Source organism: Paenibacillus methanolicus (assembly GCF_008124765.1).
GTDB lineage: Bacteria > Bacillota > Bacilli > Paenibacillales > Paenibacillaceae > Paenibacillus_Z > Paenibacillus_Z methanolicus.
Map to the genome: position 1 here is coordinate 394,341 of NZ_VNHS01000006.1, position 22,877 is coordinate 417,217.

The 22,877-nt window shown below is 61.0% G+C and carries 19 protein-coding genes and 1 pseudogene; 1 reads left to right on the plus strand and 19 read right to left on the minus strand.

What is annotated here, in order from left to right:
- Positions 1-206: 206 nt before the first annotated feature.
- The 9 genes and pseudogenes from BCM02_RS17935 to BCM02_RS17975 form a co-directional block, all read right to left on the minus strand.
- Positions 207-851, minus strand: a complete 645-nt coding sequence (locus tag BCM02_RS17935; protein ID WP_148930482.1) for a hypothetical protein — start codon at positions 849-851, stop codon at positions 207-209.
- Between the two features lie 109 nt (positions 852-960).
- Complete coding sequence (locus BCM02_RS17940) at positions 961-1,827, minus strand: PH domain-containing protein (RefSeq protein ID WP_148930483.1); 867 nt, start codon at positions 1,825-1,827, stop codon at positions 961-963.
- A complete protein-coding gene (locus tag BCM02_RS17945; RefSeq protein ID WP_148930484.1) occupies positions 1,824-2,393 on the minus strand; it encodes a PH domain-containing protein in 570 nt (189 codons plus the stop codon). Before BCM02_RS17945 ends, BCM02_RS17940 begins: the two co-directional genes overlap by 4 nt.
- Positions 2,380-2,886, minus strand: a complete 507-nt coding sequence (locus BCM02_RS17950) for a PH domain-containing protein (protein WP_246183434.1) — start codon at positions 2,884-2,886, stop codon at positions 2,380-2,382. Before BCM02_RS17950 ends, BCM02_RS17945 begins: the two co-directional genes overlap by 14 nt.
- 105 nt (positions 2,887-2,991) lie before the next feature.
- Positions 2,992-3,792 carry an ABC transporter permease gene (locus BCM02_RS17955; RefSeq protein ID WP_148930589.1) on the minus strand — a complete coding sequence of 267 codons (801 nt, stop codon included), beginning with the start codon at positions 3,790-3,792 and terminating at the stop codon, positions 2,992-2,994.
- A gap of 19 nt (positions 3,793-3,811) precedes the next feature.
- Positions 3,812-4,798: an ATP-binding cassette domain-containing protein gene (locus BCM02_RS17960; RefSeq protein ID WP_148930486.1), complete on the minus strand. Its 987-nt coding sequence runs from the start codon at positions 4,796-4,798 to the stop codon at positions 3,812-3,814.
- 349 nt (positions 4,799-5,147) lie between these two features.
- Positions 5,148-5,831 carry a formylglycine-generating enzyme family protein gene (locus tag BCM02_RS17965; protein WP_246183435.1) on the minus strand — a complete coding sequence of 228 codons (684 nt, stop codon included), beginning with the start codon at positions 5,829-5,831 and terminating at the stop codon, positions 5,148-5,150.
- Between the two features lie 21 nt (positions 5,832-5,852).
- Positions 5,853-6,506, minus strand: coding sequence for a TetR/AcrR family transcriptional regulator (locus BCM02_RS17970; RefSeq protein WP_148930487.1), 654 nt, complete (start codon positions 6,504-6,506; stop codon positions 5,853-5,855).
- Between the two features lie 292 nt (positions 6,507-6,798).
- Positions 6,799-8,208, minus strand: a pseudogene (locus BCM02_RS17975) (DHA2 family efflux MFS transporter permease subunit).
- 219 nt (positions 8,209-8,427) lie between these two features.
- On the opposite strand from BCM02_RS17975, the gene BCM02_RS17980 reads away from it, so the two are divergent.
- Entirely contained in the window at positions 8,428-9,063 is a 636-nt protein-coding gene (locus tag BCM02_RS17980; protein WP_148930488.1) for a TetR/AcrR family transcriptional regulator, read from the plus strand.
- 72 nt (positions 9,064-9,135) lie between these two features.
- Here the strand turns inward: BCM02_RS17980 and BCM02_RS17985 are convergent, their stop codons facing one another.
- From BCM02_RS17985 to BCM02_RS18030, 10 genes are all read right to left on the minus strand, one after another.
- Positions 9,136-9,912 (minus strand): CAP domain-containing protein, encoded by a 777-nt coding sequence (locus BCM02_RS17985; RefSeq protein ID WP_148930489.1) that lies wholly within the window; start codon positions 9,910-9,912, stop codon positions 9,136-9,138.
- Between the two features lie 205 nt (positions 9,913-10,117).
- Positions 10,118-11,125 (minus strand): LacI family DNA-binding transcriptional regulator, encoded by a 1,008-nt coding sequence (locus BCM02_RS17990; protein WP_148930490.1) that lies wholly within the window; start codon positions 11,123-11,125, stop codon positions 10,118-10,120.
- Between the two features lie 75 nt (positions 11,126-11,200).
- Positions 11,201-12,019: a 5-deoxy-glucuronate isomerase gene (gene iolB, locus BCM02_RS17995; protein ID WP_148930491.1), complete on the minus strand. Its 819-nt coding sequence runs from the start codon at positions 12,017-12,019 to the stop codon at positions 11,201-11,203.
- Positions 12,020-12,043: 24 nt separating this feature from the next.
- Complete coding sequence (gene iolG / locus BCM02_RS18000; RefSeq protein WP_148930492.1) at positions 12,044-13,066, minus strand: inositol 2-dehydrogenase; 1,023 nt, start codon at positions 13,064-13,066, stop codon at positions 12,044-12,046.
- A gap of 114 nt (positions 13,067-13,180) precedes the next feature.
- A complete protein-coding gene (locus tag BCM02_RS18005; protein WP_148930493.1) occupies positions 13,181-14,638 on the minus strand; it encodes a CoA-acylating methylmalonate-semialdehyde dehydrogenase in 1,458 nt (485 codons plus the stop codon).
- 230 nt (positions 14,639-14,868) lie between these two features.
- The gene (gene iolC, locus BCM02_RS18010; protein WP_148930494.1) at positions 14,869-15,885 is read right to left on the minus strand and encodes a 5-dehydro-2-deoxygluconokinase; all 1,017 of its coding nucleotides are present in this window, start codon (positions 15,883-15,885) and stop codon (positions 14,869-14,871) included.
- Positions 15,875-16,807 (minus strand): myo-inosose-2 dehydratase, encoded by a 933-nt coding sequence (gene iolE / locus BCM02_RS18015; RefSeq protein WP_148930495.1) that lies wholly within the window; start codon positions 16,805-16,807, stop codon positions 15,875-15,877. Before iolE ends, iolC begins: the two co-directional genes overlap by 11 nt.
- Positions 16,808-16,909: 102 nt before the next feature.
- Positions 16,910-18,775 carry a 3D-(3,5/4)-trihydroxycyclohexane-1,2-dione acylhydrolase (decyclizing) gene (iolD, locus tag BCM02_RS18020; protein WP_148930496.1) on the minus strand — a complete coding sequence of 622 codons (1,866 nt, stop codon included), beginning with the start codon at positions 18,773-18,775 and terminating at the stop codon, positions 16,910-16,912.
- A gap of 98 nt (positions 18,776-18,873) precedes the next feature.
- Positions 18,874-21,117, minus strand: a complete 2,244-nt coding sequence (locus BCM02_RS18025) for a glycoside hydrolase family 88/105 protein (RefSeq protein ID WP_148930497.1) — start codon at positions 21,115-21,117, stop codon at positions 18,874-18,876.
- On the minus strand, positions 21,114-22,877 hold the full coding sequence (locus BCM02_RS18030) for a prenyltransferase/squalene oxidase repeat-containing protein (RefSeq protein WP_148930498.1): 1,764 nt from the start codon (positions 22,875-22,877) through the stop codon (positions 21,114-21,116). The genes BCM02_RS18025 and BCM02_RS18030 overlap by 4 nt, the downstream gene beginning before the upstream one ends.

A 22,877-nucleotide genomic window follows, 5' to 3' on the forward strand; every position in this document is an offset into this window, starting at 1 on the left:
GATGACACATAAGAAAGATCACGAGTCGGTGACTCGTGATCTTTCTTATGCTCGATGTTATTGCTGTTATTGCCGCGATTCAATGGCAGCCGCATTACATTCAGCCGCACAACTCTCTTCCTCGATGCGTTCCAGCGGAGAAGCGTTAGTCTTGACGGGACGGTTAATGACAAATAAAAAACACGCCTGTTCGGCGTGTTTCCCGGTTATGATTCCAGCCCGTGTTCTTTGCGAATATTGTACAACCCTTGAATGATGATTTCCGACGGGTCCCGGTTAAGGAGCATTTGCGTCAGCAGCAGATGGAGCGGAACCGCGCACACGTTGTTGCCGTCCTTGATCTCCGGGAAGCCTGATTCGAATACCGGACCGTATTCGTTATGCCACTGAAGCCCGACGTGCACGTCCAGGCCATCGAACTCCTCGCGCACCGCCGCCATGCATTGCGGCACGAGCACGTTGTCGATCATCGCTTTCGCTTCGTCTTCACTGGCAGGAGGTCTTGGCAGCATTTTGCCGCCTGGGGTTTTCATGAGCTCGTAGAAGAAGGAGGCCAGCCACGAGGCGGGATCCTTGCCCGATTGGAATCGCGCCACCAGCTCGCGAAGCAAAAAGCCGGTCACGTACGCGTTGTCCGAATCGTCCTTCACTTGATACATGAATACCGGTCCGTAAACCTCTTGGTTCACGACTTGTCCTTCGACATCCTCGAAGTGCGTCTTCAATGCGACAAGGCCGTTATGGAAAACCGCCTTTACCAACTCGCCTAATTGCTCTTGCGCTTTGGCCGCTTGATCTTGCTCTTGCTCTTGGTTTTCCCCGATTTCTTCGTTCGTCGTTTCCTTATTCATCGTCTGCTTCACCCGTAATCCAGTATAGCATCGGACCGATCAAGCCGTCTAGCAAGCGCTAACAAACTTTGACCGGCAATGCCCTATTCTGGAAATCGCAATACGTCCTCTAGCGACGCGACAACAAGCGCTCGATCGCCTCTGCCTGCGGCTTCGGCAAGTGCGCGATGCCGAGCGGCTTGCCCTCCTTGCCCGAAGCGAGCGCAAGCTTCAGGGAAGAGGTCCCTCGCTTGCGCTGAAGGGGCGTCTCGGTCACCTGATACCATTGGACGCGGCGCTTCGGGATTAGCATCCGATGGCGCGCGAACAACCCTGTGCGTACGGAAAGCTGGCCGTCCCGCATCGCCCAACCGGTCTGCCGGTACGACGATTCGCCCGCCCACCAGGCGAAAGCCGGCAGGAGCAGCGCCAGCCAACCGAAGCCTCCGGGAATCCAGATCATCGCCGGAATCGCGAGCAACGCGCAGATGAAAACAGGGGTGAACACGTAGTTTAGCCTGGCGGAACGCGTCAAGACGGACCAGTCCTTCTCATAGGCGTAGGAAGGCAGGAATTGCGCCAGAAAATCGGCCACATCGGCTTCTTTCATGAGCGGGAAAAGCACCGTCGTCTTCTCGTTGTTTTCTTGCGCGCCGGCGATAATGAGCCGAATCGCGACTAGTCCGAACGGTCTTCGCAGGGCGTCTTCGACGAGATGCACCGCTTGGATCCGGTCCCGGCGCAGCGTGAATTGCTTGCGTTCCAGCAGCCCTTTGGCGATATAGAGCTTCTCGTCCTGCAGCCGCACCTCGAACCCGTAATCGGTGAGATAGGTCGCCGCGACCGCCACGATCCAACAAAGGAAGAGGAGGAGCAGCGCCGCGATCCCGATGCCTGCCGCGCCGAGCCGATGCGCGAAGAAGTCCCGCGCGGACGAATCGGCCAGCCAACTGTCCCATTGCTTGCCCATGCCGCCCGACGCCAGCAGCAGGATCACCCGAATTTATCCGACGTCGTACTATGCAGCAGCAGTTCTCTCCTGCCTAGATTTCTCGCGATCGCCGTTGAGCTGTTCTCGATACCGCCGTTCCCACCCTCTAGGTCCGCTTGCGAGGCCGTCAATCCCCTGTCCTGTATTACGTTAGCGCCAGACATCGCCTTCTCCTCGCGCCGTTCATGCAGAGTTACCAAGCGGAATTGACGGTCGTATACGGCCGTTTTAACATCCAGCGACTGCACGCTCTCTTTCGTAATCCATAGTCGATTTTGAATCCATAACCCATGCTCTACATACACGCCGTTCGCATCGATCCGGTACACGAATTTGCGCCATCGCACCCAAGCCATCGCCAGAAGCGCCAGGACGGCGATCCCGGCCAAGACGGACGCCACGGCCAGCCGGTTCGCGCCGGGACCGAACACCTTGGGGGCGGATAGCGCCAGGACGGGAATAAGCGGCAGCCAGCCGTACAGCTCCTTCATCCCTTTGCCGATAAAATATAGCATCGATACGGGATGCAAACGTCTGCCCGCGCCCGCCGCGCGTTCGTTAGAGCCGTTCATCGGCAATCCTCGCTTTCGCGGCGATTTGTCTCCGTACGCGATCGGCGGTCTGCTCGGCCAAGGCCGGAATGCGATGACTGCCCGCTGCGGTCGAGAAGGTGATCGCGAACAAGCCGTATTTGCGCATGATCGGTCCCTGCTTCGCATCGACGTGCTGAATTTTGGCATACGGAATCAACGTCCTGCACCGGAACCAAAAACCGTGAAGCAGCTCGATCTCTTCTTCATGCAGCGCGTAGCGCCATGTCCGGTACGCGAAACGGGGCGCGAGGAAAAGTTCGACCGGAATCGCCGCCGCGGCCAATGCGCCGGCAACCGCCGCAATCCACCACGGCCAGCCGAACCGGACCGTAAGCGCGACGAGCGTCAGCACGATCGCGGCGTAGACGACCGATGCGATGACGCCCGCGATCCGGTTCGCTTCCGTGACCCTCGTATCGAGCTTCTCCCACGTGTTCTCCTCTGTCGCCTCTCCCGCTTCCCTTCCCGTCAAGTAAAGTACTCTCATTCTAATACGGCCGTTTCGCGCAAGCAATTCTAGCGGTTCCAGTTGCATGAAAAAAAGCAGCCCGCTTCAGGCTGCTTGTTCATGGACCGGCTACGTCCGCTTCATATAGGCCCTAACCGTTAGCGGCGCGAAAACCGCCACGATCGCGATCGCCCCGATCAGCGCGATGGCCAGGTCCGAGCCGGCCGTACCCGCATTCGTCAAATCCCGGACGGCCGAGACAAGGTGAGAGATCGGATTGACGTTGACGAACCACTGCAGCCAGTTCGGCATCGTCTCGACCGGCACGAAGGCGTTCGAGAGGAACGTTAGCGGGAACAAGACGAGCATGGAGATGCCTTGCACGCTGGACGCCGTACGGGCGATGACGCCGAAGAACGCGAAGATCCAGCTGACCGACCAGGAACAGACGATCACGAGCAGCCCGGCGAGCGCCACGTGGTCAAGACCGCCGTCCGGTCTGTAGCCCATGATGTAGCCCATCGCGAACGTCAGCACCGTCGCGATCGTGTAGCGGATCGTATCGGCCAGCAGTGCGCCCGCCAGCGGTGCGATGCGCGCGATCGGCAGCGATTTGAACCGGTCGAACACGCCTTTGTCCATATCTTCGCGCAGTTGGACGCCGGTGACGATCGAAGTGCCGATGACGGTTTGCACGAGAATGCCGGGAATGATGACGGGCAGATAGCTCTGCACGTCGCCGGAGATGGCGCCGCCGAAAATATACGTGAACATCAGCGTGAAAATAATCGGCTGCAGCGTCACGTCGAAAAGCTGCTCGGGCGTGCGCTTGATCTTCAGCAAGCCCCGGTAGGCCATCGTCAGCGAATGCCGGATCGTCTGTCCGAGGCTCGCGCGCTGGCGCAGCGGCCGGGCAACGCCGGCCGTCATGATCGATTGTTGATTCATGTTAATTCCCCTCCGCTTTCGTCGTATCCGTGGATGTCGCGCCGTGCCCGGTAATCGTGAGAAACACTTCGTCCAACGTCGGCTTCTGCACGCTCATCTCCGCCAGCTTGATCCCTCTCGCGCGAAGCTCCACCAGGAGATCCGTCACCAAATCGGCATCCGCCATCGGCGCGGTGATCGTGGCCGCCTCCGGCACGAGACTGGACGAAACGCCCAGCACCCGCTCCACGATGCCGCGAGCCGTCTCCAGCTCTTCGCGCCGAAGAACGCTCACGTGCAGCGACGACGTGCCGACCGAAGCTTTCAGTTCGTCGACCGTCCCTTCCGCGACGACATGCCCGCGGTCGATGACCGCGATCCGGTCGGCCAGTTGGTCAGCCTCCTCTAGATATTGCGTCGTCAGCAGCACGGTCGAGCCCGTCTTGACGAGCCGCCGGATCGTCTCCCACATTTGCGTCCTTGTCCGGGGATCCAGCCCCGTCGTCGGCTCATCGAGGAAAATAAGCGGGGGCTGCGCGATCAAGCTCGCCGCCAGGTCCAGCCGCCGCCGCATCCCGCCGGAGAAGTTCTTGAGCGGACGCTTCGCCGCTTCCGTCAGGCCGAACTCCTCCAGCAGCTCCTGCGCCTTCTTCCGCGATTCGGCGCGTCCGAGTCCGAGCAGCCGCGAGAAGATGATCAAGTTCTCGGTCGCGCTCAGCGATTCGTCGACGGACGCGTATTGGCCCGTCACCCCGATCAGCTGCCGGACGATGTGCGACTCCTTCGCCACGTCATGGCCGAAGATCCGGGCCGAGCCCGCATCCGGTCGCAGCAGCGTCGCAAGCATGCGAATCGTCGTCGTCTTGCCCGCCCCGTTCGGGCCGAGCACCCCGTAGATCGAACCCGTCTTCACGTTCAGATCGACGCCGTCTACCGCGCGATTGTCGCCGAACGTCTTGACCAGCCCGCGCGCCTCGACCGCCCATTCTCCTTGTTGTTTCCGTACCATCTTGGTTCCTCCTGTAATCGTTGATAAGGTGATCTTACCGGCCGAATTTAAACGGAAGTTAAACAAATCGGAGCCCTTTACGTTCAATGTACCTTAATTCGGCGTTTCCCGGTTCAGTCCGGAGACGGAGGCACGAAGGTCGGCGTAGGCATCGCTTGTCACAAGACGAGAAGGCTGGCCCGTCTTTGGCGACGATGCGCGTTTCATTCCGGAGGAATACACGAGGATTGAGAGGAGCTGATGCGGATGACGAGGATACGACCTCGGATTTGTTTCGGGCGAAGCGCATTAACGGGAGCTGGTCATGCAATGGACGAACGCATCAATGCCGGAGCGGCCGCCACTCTTATCACGTTCTGGCCAGACGGAAGCCGAGATCGTCGATGCGGAACGTCGGATGGCTGCGGCGGCGGCACGTCGCTCCGCAGCCTCGGGCTTCCTCCGCCCAGCTCCCGCCGCGGAACACCCGATACGAGCCGTATACGTCCGCATCATAGATGTCCCAGCACCATTCCCATACATTGCCGAGCATATCGTACAGACCCCAGTCGTTCGGTTTTTTGCCTCCGACCTTCCGCACGCCGCCTTCCGAATTGCCGCTGTACCAAGCAATGTCGTCCAGCTCTCCGTACCGGTAGCCGGACGTGCCCGCTTTGCACGCGTATTGCCATTCCGCCTCGGTCGGAAGACGGTAGCCGCCGGCGCGCCGATCCCAGACGACCGTCTCCCCGTCCTCGCCGATCGCGTAGCAAGGCGCGAGCCCTTCTCGTTCCGATAAAGCATTGCAGAATGCGATCGCCTCCAGCCACGACACGTCCGTGACCGGCGCATCCGGCGACGATTCCTTCGGTCTGAGCGGGCTCGGCATGACCGAAGCGAACAGAGCGTTCGTGACCGGATATGCGGCGAGCATGAACGCGTCGACCTGTTCCGTCCATGACCGCTTGATTCGGTCATCCCGCAGTGCAACTTCTCCCGCCGGAATGGGGACCATCGAATAGGGTATGGCATGCTGGTTTGCTGAATGCGTCATCGTTTTCGGTTGCCTCCGTTCTTATTTCATCCAATACCTGTTCAAGTAATCTTCACCTACGATGCGATTATCCTCGCCGTCCTTGAGCGGGAAGCCCGCCACCCGAAAAAAGCTCAGTCCTACCGTCATCGCGAGCAGCCCATATGCCGCCCCGCGCGAATCGTCGACCGCCATCCGGCCCGTTGCCTTGCCGTAATCGAATATTTTGGCAATGCCTACCAGGTCGCCCGCGTAACTCTCGGCGATGACTTCCTGCAAATTGCGGTCCAGCATCGCTCTAGCGAAGAACTGCACGAACAGCTTGGCTTGATCGTCGTAAGGGATGTTCATCTTCTCCTCCCCGTCCAGCCGCGACACGTTGATTGTCGCATCCGCATTCTCGCCGCGGGGAGGAAGGATATGCCGCAATACGACATCCAGCATCGCCTCGGCCGGCATCGCGCGGTCCAGCTCGGACTCGATCTTGTGCCCGTAATAGGCCATGAACGACTTGAACGCCTCGAGCGTCAGATGATCTTTGTTTTTGTAGTAATACGTGACGACGCCCTTCGAGCAGCCCGCTTGTTCGGCCACCTTGTCGAGCGTCATGCCGTCGATTCCGTACATGCGGATACACGCAAGCGCGGCGTTGATGACGTCCGCCCGTCGTCTCGGTTCCATGCCCAGCTTTGGCATCGGTTCGCCCCCTATTATTTATACTGACCAGTCGAATTAAATAAAGGATAAAACTTAGATCGATTGATGTCAATGGTTGGATATGATTAGGGGTGCTCTAAGCACCTGTTCTCAATAAAAAAAAACGGTCCGCGAACGGACCGTTCAATCAACATCATTGGATATGCGAAGCAGCAGCCTGAACGTCCCGCGAATAAAGAGGAAAGGAACATACGCCCCCCTCTCGTGTATGATAGCTTCTACGTTCTTCCAGCAAAGCGGTTACGGGGGTTGCCCTCGATTGTTGTCTTATTTAATGCATCGATGTCGGCCGTGCTCCGCCCTCGACCTTCACCCGGCGGATGAAGAGCGAGATGACGAAGCCGATGACGCCGACGATCAGCGCGAACATGAACGCGTGCTGGGAACCGAACGCCATCGCGCTTCCCGCTTCCGAAGCCGCAGCCGGATCGGACGAGCCGCTCATGTAATCGGCGATGCCGCCGGTCATGATGCTGACTGCCACCGCCGTGCCGACCGCGCCGGAAATTTACTGAAGCGTGTTCATGAACGCCGTGCCGTCCGGATGAAGATGCGACGGCAATTGGTTCAGCCCGTTCGTCTGCGCCGGCGACATGACCATCGAGATGCCGATCATGAGCAAGACGTGCAGCCCGATAATGAATCCGATCGACGTATCCACGTCAAAGCCGGACATGGTCCACAGCACGATGCAGATGAGCAGGAATCCTGGAATAACGAGCCATCTTGGTCCGAATTTGTCGTACAGAATGCCCATAACCGGCGCGAGCAAGCCGTTCACGATGCCGCCCGGAAGCAGGATCAAACCGGCTGCCATCGCGGTCTTAGCCAGCGCGCCTTGGAAGTACATCGGGAAGATGAGCATCGTCGACATGATGATCATGAAGCATAGGAAGACCGAGAGCAGGCCAACGACGAACATCGGATATTGGAATACCTGCAGGTTCAGCATGGGCTGCTTCAACGCGTTCTGGCGGAAGCAGAAGATCAGCAGCGAGACGACGCCGATGAGCAGGGAGGCGATAACGACCGGATCCGACCAGCCGCCGTCTCCTTCGCCCGCGTGGCTGAATCCGAAGACGATGCCGCCGAAACCGATCGTCGACAGCAGGATCGACGGGACGTCGATTTTCGGCTTCGTGATTTTCGAAATATTTTGCATATAACGAATGCCTACGAACAGCGAGACGAGCAGGAACGGAATCGTGAACCAGAAAATATAATTCCACGATAGATATTCAATGGTGAGTCCGGCGAGCGTCGGTCCGGCCGACGGCGCGAACATAATGACAAGGCCCATCGTGCCGAGCGCTTGGCCGCGTCTCTCCGGCGGGAAGATAACGAGGATCGTGTTGAATATTAGCGGCAGCAGAATGCCGATCCCGACCGCTTGCAAAATACGGCCGATGAGCAATAGACTAAAGCCAGCGGACAAGGCCGCGACCACGCCGCCGACAATGGAGATCGCAAGCGAAAACGTAAATAGCTGCCGGGTCGTAAACCACTGCATGAGGAAGCTCGATACGGGCACGAGCACGCCGAGCGTGAGCAGATAGCCCGTCGTAAGCCATTGCACGGTGCTGGCCGAAACCCGAAGCGACTCCATAAGGTCGCTCAGCGCGATATTGAGCGCCGTATCGCAGAACATGCCGATGAAGCCGGCGATGCACAGCGCGATCATGATCGGCAGCACGCGATCCGAAATTGGTTCGATGCCGGCTTTGGTTGCCGGTGATGCTGATGAAGCGGTTGAAGCCATGGTTTCCACGAAGTTCATCCTTCCGATTAGGTGTCAAAATGAGGCACAAAAGATTCATTCGCATTTATTCTACAGTCGATGAATAATAAAAGTCAACGAGTGATGAATTAATTACTTTCTGGGAAAGCAGGTATTATCGTCATGGAAGAAACCAAACGACGTCCCGGACGTCCGCCGAAACAGACGGAATTCGGCCGAGAATTTCTTTTGAACAACGCGCTGATCGAGTTTTCCAAGAACGGTTACGAAGGGACGAGCCTGCGCACGATCGCCAGCCTTTCCCACGTCGACGTGGCGCTCATTTCGCATCATTTCGGCCCGAAGCTCGAGCTGTGGAAAGCGGTCGTCGATTATTTGGCGGGCAGCATCAAAGAGAGAGCCCCTTTCCGTCAGCCCTTCTCTTTCGCGGATCAGGAGGACGCGCAGCAGACGATCGCGGGCTTCGTCGAGGATTTCGTCAACTTCAGCTTCGAGCATCCGCATCACAGCATGTTCCTCGCGCACGAAGCGGTCGCGGAGAACGAGCGGTCGGAGTATCTGATCGGCAAAATGCTGCAACCGACCTTCCGCGAGCTGAAGCCGTTCATCGAAGGCTGCATGCAGGCCGGCGCGATCCGGCAGCAGGATCCCGCGCTGTTCTTCCTCATGCTGATCAACTCCGCTTCGCTGCTGGCGACGATGCCGCATTACGCGTTCAGGTTATCCGGCGATCTGGCGAACGCGGAGGCGTTCAAAGAGGCGATGAAGCGGAGCGTTATGGCGAATTTCTTCTCGTAGTGGATGAGAAAGATTGACCGCACGCCAAACAACCACGTCCATGCTGGACGTGGTTGTTGTCGTTACCGCGAACTACCCGATAAATTGCTGCACCCACTCGCCCTTGTAGTAGGCGATGCCGATCTGCGTGTAGCCGTTCTTGAGAATATTGGCGCGATGACCCGGGCTGTTCATCCATTGGGTCATTACTTCCTGCGGCGTCCGCTGGCCTTTCGCGATGTTCTCGCCCGCCGTCCGGTAGGTGATCCCGAACGCTTTCATCATATCGAAGGGAGAACCATAAGTTGGCGACTGATGGGAAAAATAGTTGTTGTTGTACATATCCTGCGCTTTGGCCATGGCCACTTTCGACAGCGAGGCGTTCAGGCTGAGCGGCTTCAGGCCCGCGTTCGCGCGCTCTTTGTTCACGAGCGTCAGCACTTGCTGCGCAAACTGCGAAGAGTCGGAAGAAGCCGGCTGCTGAGCGGCTGGTTGACGGTTGACCGGCTGCCGTACGGCCGGCTGCTGCGTCTTCGTACCCGCCGGCCATCCCGTCGTCGGTTGTCCGGTCCCTTGCGGGCCGCCGGCCGGATATTGCCCGGTCCAATAATAATCCCCGTTCGGAAGTTGGCCCTGCCCGATTCGAACGGTTATCCCGCTCGGCAGCTGTTTCGCGGTCAGCGACGATTGGCCGTTGCCGCCACGTTCCGTTGCGGTGGACGATGCCGGATTCATGTTGCGCGAAGGAACTGCGATGTCACGCGTCTCGATGGTTCGAACCGGATCGACCGATTGCTGTCTCGGCGTCGCGTGATCGCCGGAACAGCCGGCAGCGAGGAGGAGGGCGGCCAGAACGATACTTTTTTTCATGATTCAATCTCCTTAAACCCATGATCGGATGCGATTTAAGGCTTTGTTTATTCGGGGTGAATTATGCCGCGATGACTATGGAATGATAAGCCATAGCCATCATTGTAGGGGATAGTCCCGCTTTCGCTCTTGGTGCGGGCCGACGAACGCGAACAACCGCGTCCTCATGAACGCGGTTGTTGATGCCAAATCGAAAATCGGCGGACTATCGGTTCCCTGCCCATGCCGCGGAAGATTGCCGAATCGACAGCGCGGGCGGCAGCACGATTCGTTCGGACCGCGCTTCCGGCTGTTCGATCAGGCGAACGAGCACTTGAACGGCCGCCTGCCCCATCCGATCAATCGGTTGGGCGACCGTCGTCAGCGGCGGATCGGTCACGGAAGCGAGCACCGTATCGTCGAAGCCGACGATCGAACAGTCGCGCGGAATCCGCAGCCCCAGTTCTTTGGCCGCCCGCAGCGCCCCGATCGCCAGCATGTCGTTGCAGCAGAAGATCGCGGTCGGCCGATCGGCCCGCCCCAGAAGCTCCAGCGCGCGATCCATACTTTCCTTCAAGCCGCTCATCCGCACATCGGTCTGATCGAGGGCAATGCCCGCCGCGGCCAACGTTTGTCTGAAACCCCGCACGCGTTCGCGGCTGCTGCTGACCGATTCTTCCTCGGCCAGAACGGCGAGCCGCCGATGTCCGAGCGCGATCAGATGCTCCGCCGCGGCCGCGCCTCCCGCATAATCGTCGACGACGACGGACGGCACCTTCGCCGTCGGAAACTCCCGGGAGAGAAAAGCGATCGGCACCCCGCCGTTCAGCAGCGGGTCCAGGACCGTAAGTTCCTTCATGCCGGTGCCGATGATCACGCCATCGACGTTCTTCTGCCGCAGCAGTTCGGCGTAATGCTCGACCTTCTCGTCCTTGTTATCCGTGCTGCATATAAAGACGCTGTAGCCGTGCCGCTGTCCCTCGTCCTCGACCGCCCTTGCGATCTCGGCGAAGAAGGGGTTGGAAATGTCCGGCACGAGCAAACCCAGCGCATAGGTCTTCTTGCCGGTCAGCGCGGAAGCGATCATGCTTGGCTTGTAGCCCATGCGCACCATGATCCGCGTGATTTCTTCGCGCCGTTCCCTGCTAATTTTCCCTTTGCCGTTAATGACATGGGATACGGTCGCGATCGATACGCCGGCTTCCTTGGCAACGTCATATATGGTCGCTTTCATGCTTCACGCTCTCCATTCGCTGGTAATAATCGGTTACAGTTCCATTATGCGCGCAAAAGAGACCGCTTTCAACGATTATCTGGCCGCCTGCGGCGGCATCAGCCACGCATGGTCCGGGTCGTTGTAGAACTTCCAGATCCGCTTCGGCCCGGCCATGACGTTCAAGTAGTATACGTCGTAGCCCGGCGGCGCCGAGACGGGGTGATACCCTTTCGGCACGAGCACCGCCTGCCCGTCGCGCACGGCCATCGTCTCATCCAACGAACGGTCGTCGGTATAGACGCGCTGAACCGCGAAGCCTTGCGCCGGATTCGTGTGATAGTAATACGTTTCCTCCAGCAGCGATTCCTCCGGCAGGAAGTCCCGGTCATGCTTGTGCGGCGGATAGCTCGACCAGTGGCCGCCCGGCGTGAACACCTCGACGACGAGCAGACTGTCCGCCGGCTCGCTCTCCGGAAGAATGTTGTGCACCAGCCTCGCCATGCTGCCGCTGCCCCGGTGCTCGACGCCAACCTGCGAGGGCGCGATCAGACGCGCCTCATGCCCGCCTTTGCCCGGCGCCAGACAGATGGCCAGTTCCAGCTCCGTCAACGCCGTTACGTTGTAGGTATCGCCGCTCGGCACATAGACCGAGTACGGCGGGATTTGCTCGAATACGCTCATCCGCTCGCCGATGCCGCTCCAGCTTGCCCCGCTCGTCGATACGTCCGCCTTGCCGCTCAGCAGCACCAGACATGCTTCTTGATCGCCGGTCGCGCGATGGAGCGACTGCCCCGGCACCAGCTTGAACACCTCGAATCCGACGTAATCCCATCCCGCGGATTCCGGCGTGATCGACAGCACTCTTCCGCCCGCGCCGGACACGGATAATGCAGGTACGATTAAATCAGCCATTCGCGATTCGCCTCCATTCCGTAATTAAGCCAACGCGTTCAACTCAGCCAGCTTCACCGGCCGGCCCAGCTTGACGGACTCCTTGGCCGCCCGCGCGATCAGCTCCGCCTGCAGCCCGTCGAAGCCCTCGACCGGAAGCGGTTTCCCGTGCAGCACGCTATCGATGAACTGTCTCGTCTCGTCGATGTACGCTTCGTTGTAGCGCTCCAGGAAGAAATGGAGCGGCTTGTCGCGGCTGACGCCCGCCTCGTCGCTGACCACGACCGTGTTCGGATAGTCGTTGTCGGCGGATAGCGCGCCTTTGGAGCCGAACACTTCGACGCGCTGATCGTAGCCATAAGCGGCGCGGCGGCTGTTGTCGATGACGGCCATCGCCCCGCTGGCGAAGGTTAGCGTCGTGATCGCCGTATCGAGATCGCCGTATTCGGCGAAGACCGGATCGACCAGCACCGCGCCCTGCGCGAACACGGTCTCGACTTCGCTGCCGGCCATGAAGCGCGCCATATCGAAGTCATGAATGGCCATGTCCATGAAGATGCCGCCGGATACTTGGATATACGCCGCGCTTGGCGGATTCGGATCCCGCGACGTGATTTTGATCAGATGCGGCACGCCCGCGCGCCCCTGCTCGACCAGCTCGCGCAGCCGCTTGAAGTTGTGGTCGAATCGGCGGTTGAAGCCGATCTGCAGTTTCACGCCGGCTTTACTAACCGCCTCCAGCGCTTCTCTCGTCCGGTTGACGTCCATGCTGACCGGCTTCTCGCAGAAAATATGCTTGCCCGCTTCGGCCGCCTGCACGATCAACGGCACGTGGGTGTCCGTCGACGAACAAATGAATACCGCGTCGATATCCGTTCGTCCGATCAGCTCCGCGCTGTCCGTCGTCACGAGGCCGATCCCGCGCTCGCCCGCCCATGCCAGAAGCTCTTCGCCCGCGAACAGGTCGCTGATCGCGACGACTTCCGCTTCGCCCATGCGGAGCAAATTATCCGCATGGATTCTGCCGATGCGCCCCGCGCCGATAATGCCTACTCTCACCTTGCCCATGCTGCCGCTCCCTTTCGAATCTGGCGCGCCGCGTTGATGATCGCGGGCGCGCCCGTTCCTCTTTTATTTGACGCGTACGCCAGTTGACGTTCGTTGCGGGTCCGCCGAACACGTCTACCAGCGAGCCGTTACCATCTTCTTGCGCGTATAGAACTCGACGCCGTCCGTGCCGTTCGCATGAAGATCGCCGTAGAACGACTCCTTCCAGCCGGAGAACGGGAAGAACGCCATCGGCGCGGGCACGCCGAGGTTAATGCCGAGCATGCCGGCGTCGATCGTCTCGCGGAACTGGCGGACGTGGCTGCCATTCTGCGTGAACAGGCAAGCGCCGTTCGCGAACGACGACCGGTTGGCGATCTCGATCGCTTCCTCGAGCGTGGCGGCGCGCATAACGGAGAGCACCGGCGCGAAGATTTCGTCCTTCCAGATCTTCATCTCGCAGCTCACGTGATCGAAAATCGTCGGCCCGACGAAATAACCGCCTTCGTTCGCCGCGGCGTCCTTGCGTCCGTCGCGCAGCAGCGTCGCGCCTCCCTGCTCGCCCGCCTCGATGTAACCCAGCGTGCGCGCCTTGTGCGAATCGCGGATGACCGGCCCGAGGAACACGCCCTCTTCCATCCCGTTCCCGATCGTGATGGCGTCCGCCGCCTCCTGCAACTTCGCCACGAGCGAATCCGCGACGTCGCCGACCGCGATGACGACCGCGCACGCCATGCAGCGTTCGCCCGCCGAGCCGAAGGCCGCGGTCACGATCTGGTTCACGGATGCATCAAGGTCGCAATCCGGCATGACGATCGAATGGTTCTTCGCGCCGGCTAGCGCCTGGACGCGCTTGCCGTTGGCCGTCCCGTTCTTGTAGACATATTCGGCAACCGGCTGCGAACCGACGAAGGACACCGCCGCGACGGCGCGATTCTCCAGGATGCCGTTGACCACGTCATGCGCGCCGTGGACGATGTTCAGCACGCCCGCCGGCAATCCGGCTTCCGCGAACAGCTCCGCGAGCCGGGCCGCCAAGAGCGGCGTCCGCTCCGACGGCTTCAGCACGAACGCGTTGCCGCAGGCGATGGCGAGCGGGAACATCCAGCATGGCACCATCATCGGGAAGTTGAACGGCGTAATGCCGCCAACGACGCCGATCGGATAGCGGTACATGCCCGATTCGAGGTTGGAAGCGATATCCGGCAGCTGCTTGCCCATCATGAGCGACGGCGCGCCCGCCGCGAATTCGACGCATTCGATGCCGCGCTGCACTTCGCCGTACGCTTCGGTGTAGCTCTTGCCGTTCTCGCGCGTAATGAGCCGGGCAAGCTCTTCCCAATGGTCGACGAGCAACTGCTGATATTTGAACAAGACGCGCGCGCGGCGCGGCACCGGCGTCCGGCTCCAGCCGCGGAACGCGGCCTTCGCGGCGGCCACCGCCTCGTCGAGCTCTTCGCGGGACGAGATCGGCACGTGGGCGAGCACTTCTTCGGTCGCCGGATTATAGACCGGCTCGGTCCGGCCGGAACGGGACGGCACCCACTGGCCGCCGATGAAGTTGTTGAGGGTTGGGACGGATTCGTTGGTCATTGAGATATCCCCGCTTTCGCAAAGTTTAGTAAGCTATTTCAAGATGGATTTATGTGACTCACAAATTCCGCTACGCAAGAGAAATGACCTTTCGATCGCTGTTGTTCATGGATATCCTGATTGAATTTAATTAGGGTCGATATCCATTCACAAAGGCGAACGCTACGCTTCTACAGGTTCCTCTCTCTTTCTCCGCTCGTTGTTCGTCTTGTTTTTTCCACTTATCAAACCTAGCCGCTCGTAATCTCGCCTTTCAAGCAGCGCTCGATATACTCGTGCACCTGCGGCGCCTTGGGCATCGCGTCCGAGCAGCTGTGGCTCGAGATGACGATGCACGCCGCGGCGCTGCCGAACTCCATGCTGGCGCTGATCGTCCAGCCCTGCATGAGGCCGTACAGGAAGCCGGCCGCGTAAGAGTCGCCCGCGCCGAACGTCTTGACGACCTTGGCCGGGAAACTTCTCGCCCGGTGCGAGCCGCCGTCCTTCGTGTAGGCAATGGAGCCGTCCTTGCCGTGCTTGATGATAACGATGTCGGCCGAGCGGTCGAACCATTTCGCCGCCGTGATATGATCGTCCCGCTCCGGATTGTTCCCGAGCCGCTCCATCATATCGAACTCTTCCCTCGTTCCGATGATGATGTCGCATTTCTCCGCCGCGAGGTTGTAGTAGACGGCCGTCTCTTCGTCGGAGACCCATGTATAAGGACGATAGTCTAGATCGAAGGCGATGACGGCGCCGTGTTTCTTGGCGTACTCCAGCGCTTGGAACACCGCTTCGCGCGACGGACTCTTCGCCAGCGCCGTGCCGGAGATGAGCAGCATTCGGGCATCGGCGACGAGCGCCTCCGGCACTTCGCCCGCTTCGAGCAGCAGATCGGCGACGTTGTCCCGGTACATCAGAATGCTGCAATCGGTCGGGCTCTTGATCTCCGTGAACGCCAGCCCCGTGACGGCGCCGGTCCGGTCGATCGAGACGCCTGAAGCGTCGATGCCTTCCCGGTCGAGATAGCCGGTGATGAACCGGCCCATCTGGTCATTGGCCACTTTGCCGATAAAGCCGGTCTTCAGCCCGAGCCGGGACATGCCGATGCAGATGTTCGCCGGCGAACCGCCGACGTATTTGGTGAAGGTGATCGTCTCCTCCATTGGCCGGTTGATCTCGTTGGCGTTCAGATCGATGCATAACCTGCCGATGGCGACGAAATCGAGCGGCTTCGCCGCGTTGAAGGCGATGGCGTTATTGGTCATGTCCGTCTCCTTCCCGCGTGCCGCTCGGAATCAGCGTGCCGATATAATCCAGAGCCTTGCGCGCATATTCGTATGGCGGATGAAGCGCCGGATCCTGCTCGCCCTCGAGCATCGCCCAGCCGTCATAGCCCCGTTCGACCAGCTCCGCGACGATCGGCGCGAAATCGATGCAGCCGTCGCCCGGCACCGTGAACACGCCCTTGCGAATACAGGTGACGAAGTCCGCTGCCTCCGCGCGAGCCTCGTCCAGCACGGACGGACGGACATCCTTCAGATGGATGTAGGCGATGCGGTCGTAATGCTTGCGCAGCACCTGCAGCGGATCCGCCCCGCCATAATAGGCGTGCCCGGTATCGTACAGGAGCCAGACGAGCGAAGGGTCGGTAAGTTCCATGAGCCGGTCGATCTCTTCGCCCGACTCCACGACGGTGCCGCCGTGATGATGGTACGTCAGCTTCATGCCGTATTCGCGCGCGATGCGGCCGGCCGCGTTCAGCCCTTCCGCCAGGGCGCGCCAGCCGGCGTCGTCCAGACGGAGCACTTCTTTCTCGCTGGGCGTGCGGCGCGGGTCAAAGTGGAGCGAGCCGCCAACCTCCGCCGTGCTGATGACCTTACTGCCCATTCCGCTCAGAAACTCGCAATGCGCCCGGTAAGCCGCCAGTTCCGATTCCCGGTACGCGGGATCGGACAACAGGACGGATTTCCACTGGGAGACGAGCTGGATGCCCCGGGACTCCAGCTCCTGCTTCAGCTTGGCCGGGTCCTGCGGATATTTGCGCCCCATCTCCGTGCCGGTTAACCCCAGCCGCCGAATATCGTCCAAAATCGTCTCGTACGTCGTATCCGCGCCATGCTCCCGGACATCCTCGCCTACCCAGTTAATCGGATGAACGCCGATGCGGAAAGGTCGTTTGTCGCTCATGCCTGCTTCCTCCTCGCTATGTTTGCTAATATGGATATCCGGCGCCGCTCGCTTCCGCGAGTCGGCGACCCAACTCATGCAACTCGGTCGAACCCTAACCGCTTACAGCTCTCTTGCTTGGCCGATCCGCTCCGCCATCGCGCGATGCGCGCTTGCCACTTTCGGACTTTCGGACACCGACGGCACGTCGACCCGCCACCACGATTCGTACCCGTCCGTATTCGTGCCGGGCAGCACCTTGATTTCGATCAGCGTCGAGACCGGCTCCTTGCGCGCCTGCTCGATCGCCTCGCGAAGCTCTTCGGACGTGCGGACCGTATAAGCGCTGGCCCCCAAGCTGCGCGCATGCGCCGCGAAATCCATCGGCATGTAGTTGCCGGTCAATCGGCCGGTGGCGCGCTCGCGGTAGCGGAATTCGTTGCCGAAGCCGTCGCTGCCCTGTCCGCGCTGCAAGTTATGAATGCATTGGAAGCCGCTGTTGTCGAAGAGCAGCACCGTGATTTTCACGCCTTCCTGCAGACTTGTTACCAGCTCGGAATGGAGCATCAGGTAGCTGCCGTCGCCGACGACCGCGTAGACGTCCCCGCCCGGCTCCGCGAGCGCGGCGCCGAACGCGCCGCTTACCTCATAACCCATGCACGAGAACCCGTATTCCATGTGATACGTCTTCGGCTCGGCCGAACGCCACAGCCGGTGCAGGTCTCCAGGAAGGCTGCCCGCCGCCGCGACGATGACGTCGGACGGATGGAGCGCTTCGTTGATGACGCCGAGCGCCCGCGTCTGGGCCAACCCCGCTTCATGCTCGTTTGCGTAGAGCCGGTCTACTTCGCGATTCCATTCACCCTTAAGCACGGCCAACTCGCCCGCGCCGTAGCCGCTCGCGAAGTTCGCTTCGGCCAGCGCGTCATGGAGCGCCCGGATCGCTTCCTTCGCGTCCGCCGTGACCGCGATGCCGCTCAGCTTCGCGGAGTCGAAAGCGCTGACGTTGATATTAATGAAATGCGCGTCCGGATTGCCGAACGCCGACTTCGACGCGGTCGTGAAGTCCGAATATCGGGTGCCGACGCCGATAATGACGTCCGCTTCCTTCGCCAGCCGATTCGCCGCGAGCGTCCCCGTGACGCCGACGCCGCCCATGTTCAGCGGATGGTCCCATGGCAGCGCGCTCTTGCCCGCCTGCGTCTCCGCGACAGGAATGCCGAATGCCGACGCGAACGCCGCCACCTCCGCCGTCGCATCGGAGTAATGGACGCCGCCGCCCGCAATCAGCAAGGGCTTCCGCTTGCCGGTCAGCAGCTCGGCCGCGCGCCGGATCGCTTCCCTCGCGGGAGGACGGCGATCCAGCACGTGTACGCGCTTGTCGAAGAAGGCGGCCGGATAATCATACGTCTCCGCCTGAACGTCCTGCGGCAGCGCCAGGGTGACGGCGCCCGTCTCCGCCGGATCGGTCAGCACGCGCATCGCCTGCAGCGCCGCGGTCATCAACTGCTCCGGCCGCGCGATCCGGTCCCAATACCGGCTCACGGGCTTGAACGCATCGACCGCCGATACCGTATAATCGCTCGGCACCTCGAGCTGCTGCAGCACCGGGTCGGGCTGGCGGCAGGCGAAGTTGTCGCCGGGCAGGAGCAGCAGCGGAATCCGGTTCACCGTCGCCGTGCCGGCCGCCGTCACCATGTTGAGCGCGCCGGGGCCGATCGAGGACGTGCAGGCGAAGATTTGCTTCCGCCCGCTCTGCTTGGCGAAAGCGGCCGCCGCATGCGCCATGCCCTGCTCGTTCTTCCCTTGAATGAAAGCCAGGCTGCCCGGGCTGCGCTCGAGCGCCTCGCCGATGCCCGTCACGTTGCCGTGTCCGAATATGCCCATGACCCCTTTGACGAATTTGATTTCTTCGCCGTCCACCGATACGTACTGGTTGTCGAGAAACCGTAACAATGCTTGCGCCATCGACAACTTGATCGTCTTCATCGGATCCCCCCGCCTTCGTGATTGGATTGATTGATTAAGCGCTTAACCTACTGTTAAAAAAAATGCTCTTGCGAGCGAATGTATGCCACCTTGCGAGATTATATTGTAAGCGCTCCGGTTCTTTGCCAAGTTTTGAGCAAATGGATCTCCACGCCGGCCAGCATCATGATGCCGATACCGTGATTGTCGTTGACGACCGTACGCAGATCGTACATGTAATAATCCGGCGAGAAGGAGTATCGCGAGCCGCTGCATACGCCGTGAACGTTGCCGGAACGATCGATGGCCTTGCCCGTCAACCCGCGCCATGCCGCATTCGCCGCATCCGCGTAACGCTCATCGCCCTGCAGCCAGCCGAAACGGACGCCTCGGGCGAAAGCGTAGGCGAACATCGCGGTGCACGACGCTTCTTCGTAGGCTTCCGGCTCGTTCAGCACCTGCCTCCATAACCCCGAATCGCTCTGCAGCTCCGCGACGCCCGCGCTCATGGCACGGAAGAAATCCAGCAGCGCTTCGCGATTCGGATGGTCCTCCGGCAGATGCTCGAGCAGCTCCGTCAGGGAGAAGAGCACCCATCCGTTGCCGCGGCCCCATGGCACGCGCGTCGCCTGTCCGTATTTGAAGTCGTGCACGTGCGACATGATGCGCTGATCTTCCATGAACAGATACCGCCGGAACAGCAGGAACTGCCGCGCCGCTTCATCCATCGCTTCCCGCTTCCCGCTCACGATCGCATGCCGCGTCAGGAACGGCGCGCTCATGTACAGATCGTCCGCCCACATCGTATTGTCGAAGTACTCGCCTTCGCTCAGCCGGTAGAACGCGCCGTCTTCCCGCCGCTCCAGACGATTAAGCATGAAGTCCGCGATCGTATCGGCAATGCGAGGGAAGTTATCGTCCCCTGCCCGCAGCTGCGCCTCGAGCATCGCGGATCCGAACGAGCCGCAATTATCCAGCATCCGCATCAGCACGAGCTGGTGGTTGATGCCCGGGAAGCCGTACTCGGCGCGGTCCCAGAGCGAGTAGTCGTACATGTCCGTGCAGCTGCGAATATGCGACAACGCGTAGTCGGACAGTTCGCCGCGTCCCAGCGCCTTCGCCGCGCGAAGCAGACCGTACATCGTGACGCCGAGCGGATAATCCCACCGGCCGAAGTTGGTCGCCGTCCCGGTCGTCCATTTGTTGCTCAGCATCGCGTTCTCGTAAAACGGGCGAAGACGGGTATTAGGCGCATCCAGCTCCCAGTAAGTAGAGCCCGCTGGATTGCCGCCGAGATCAACGGCTGGCATCAAATCGGACGTCCGGCAGACGGCGGACGGCGCTAACGAGGCATCGGCCGCGATCGGTCCGGCATACAGCCACTCGCCGTCGTAGCCATGCACGTGCACGGGCTGCTCGAACGCGACCGGCTTGCCGTCCGCCGTCGCGTCCAGCTCGAAGCCCCATCCTTGCGGCCCGTTCAAGACGCGGATCAGCAGCTGCCCGCCGCCGCCGGCGGACGACACGCTATGGCGGAATGAACCCGCTTCGGGCAACTCCAGCACGAGCTCGCCGTCGATCCACACCGAGGCCGGACCATTCGCCCGTCCTTCCAGCTCGAGCGACCTCGCTCCCGTCAGCGGCAGACGCGTCCACCCGTAGCCCGCAACGGTCGTCTCCGGCCGGCCGTACAGCCGCTCCAGATTCGGCAGGTCGGCCTCGGCGGACGTCCAACCCGTGCGCGGCAACCAGTTCAAGCCGCTATCCGACTCCGTCAGTCGCGCGTCCGGCCAAGCCTCCGTGCCGAAGCGAGCCGTCCTCACCGGCTCGGAATACACCCAGCCGGCGCTGCCTTCTCTTCCGGCGAACGGCGCCAGCACGTTCAAGATGCGCACCTTCGCTTCGTCGGCTCCGAAGCGGCAGCCGAAGCCCGCAGGCGTCCGTCTGGCTTCGATCAGAATCCGGTTCCAGCCTTTGGCGAAGAGCATCGGAACGACGACCCGCGCGTCCGGCTTCATCTCTTCCACGGCCGACGTTCGGAACAGCATCTCCTCGTTCAAGTACAGCTTAATCGGGCCGATCGGCTCCAAATTGCAGTCGATCGAACGCTCATTGTCGCTCCAGACCAAGCCGTATACGTAGGCATAGTCGCCATGCGCCGCTTGCGGCAATCGCGAGGCAAGCTCCATCTCGTACAAGCCTTCCGCGTTCTGCATGATGCCCTGGCGCGAGAAGGCGCGATAGGCGAACGGAATCGGCGGGTTAGCCCCGACGTATCGGTTGGCCAGCAGCTCCAGAATGCGAAGGTCGTCATCGCCGAATGCGTTTCTCGCGCTGTCTCGCGCGTCCATGTAGACCGTCATTGTGCGTCCCCCCTCATGCCATTCCGCGGCGACAGGCGAATGTCGAACGTACGGTCGTAAGGCGTCAGCACGTTGACGACCAGCGTCTGGCAATCCGCCGGGAAGGCGGCTCCGCGAATCGATTTGGCCCGGTGCTCGTGCGCCCCGCCGCTTACCTCGATCCACTCACCGCCGCTTGCGAAGGTTACGACGCCGTCCTTCCAGAACAGCGTCCCCGTCTCTGCGGGCGCAAGCTCACCGCCGCTGAACGAGCCTTCCTTCCCGAATACGAACGAAATTTGGGTAAGGAGCACGTCCGGCATGTCGCAACGAACGCGCAGCTTCCACCCTTCCTTAGTCTCAGTCAGCTCGACCGCCACCCTATGGCGCTGGAGATGCGTCACATCGCGCAGCTGATGCGGCAGCAAATACCATGGGCTGACCGCGCCCGAAGCCGATTCAGGAAGACGATCCGCCGCGATCGGACCGTAATAGCCCTTGGTCTCCTCGCCCGTAAGCCGATAACCGTCATCGACCTGCTCCAGTTCGTTCATCTTGATGAATCCGGGCTCGAACGAGCTGCTCACCTGCACGCCGAGCAGCCGCGCCGCGCCGTGCCGGAGCGCGAAGAACGAATTCGTCTCCGTCATGACCGTCACGCTCGTGCCGCCGTCCCGCTGCCGGGCGACCGGGGCGCCGAAATCGGGATGAAGGCGGCTGTGATAGATGCGTCCGCCGTGGCCGGCCGACGCCATCTGGCTCAAATAACGCTTCCGATCGAACCCTCCGTTGATGACAACTTTGTACCGATCCGGCAGGCTGCCGGGCTTCACGACGGAATCGCGCAGTTCCGGACGGAGCAAATACGGGATCAGTCCGTTATTCGATATCGCGCCGGGGTGGCGGAGCGATTCGCCGCCGAGCTCCGCCAAAGCGGCGAAGAACGGATCTTGATCGCGATGCGCCATCAGGCTGGCCGCCGGCAGATAGCCGGTCATATCGAACGCATGGCCGAAGTCCTGCCGGCCCGAATAATCGGTGACGACCTCGCCGTCCGGATGAACCAAATACGCCATCATCCGGAGGTTGCGGCGAACCGGCTCCAGCAGCTCCGGCCGGCCCAGCAGCTCGGCGGCATGAAGCAGCATAATGTCGCTCACGCCGTTGTAGATGCCGTTGCTGCGCTCGGTCCATTCGCCGTCTTCGGTAATGTCGATCCCTTCCGCCAGCCACGCATCGGCACGCGCGATCAGCGCCTCGTCACCCGTCAGCCGGTGCAGGAAAGCAAGCGCGGCGGCCAGCACCCACCGATGATTCGGCGTATGGCAGCCGCCGGTAAGCAGCGCCGGCGCCGAACGCTCGAGGAACTGACGGATATTCGCGCGCGTTGCCGCAAGCGCCGCCCAGTCGCGTCCTTCAAGCAGCTCATGCAGCTGGGCAAGCCCGACGACGGCGAAGGCGGTATCCGGCGGCGAATGCATATTCGTCCATCCCGGCGATATGGTCCCGTCTCCGTGCTGCAGGCGGACGATGAAGGCGGAAGCCTGCTCGAGCCTAGCCAGCAAATCCTCGTCGCGATAATAGCGGGAATCCTCGTTCACGAGCGCGCATCCCCAGACCGCCATGACCGTCAGCGTGCCCGTGTGCGTCGGCCATGCGATGCCGTTGTCCGGATCGGCTACCCCGCCGTAGAAGCGGCTGCCCGTGTCCCTAATTTGATTGTCGGTCCCTGGCGCAACCCAGTCGTCGTTGACGGCGACCAGCTTCTCGTAAATTGTCAT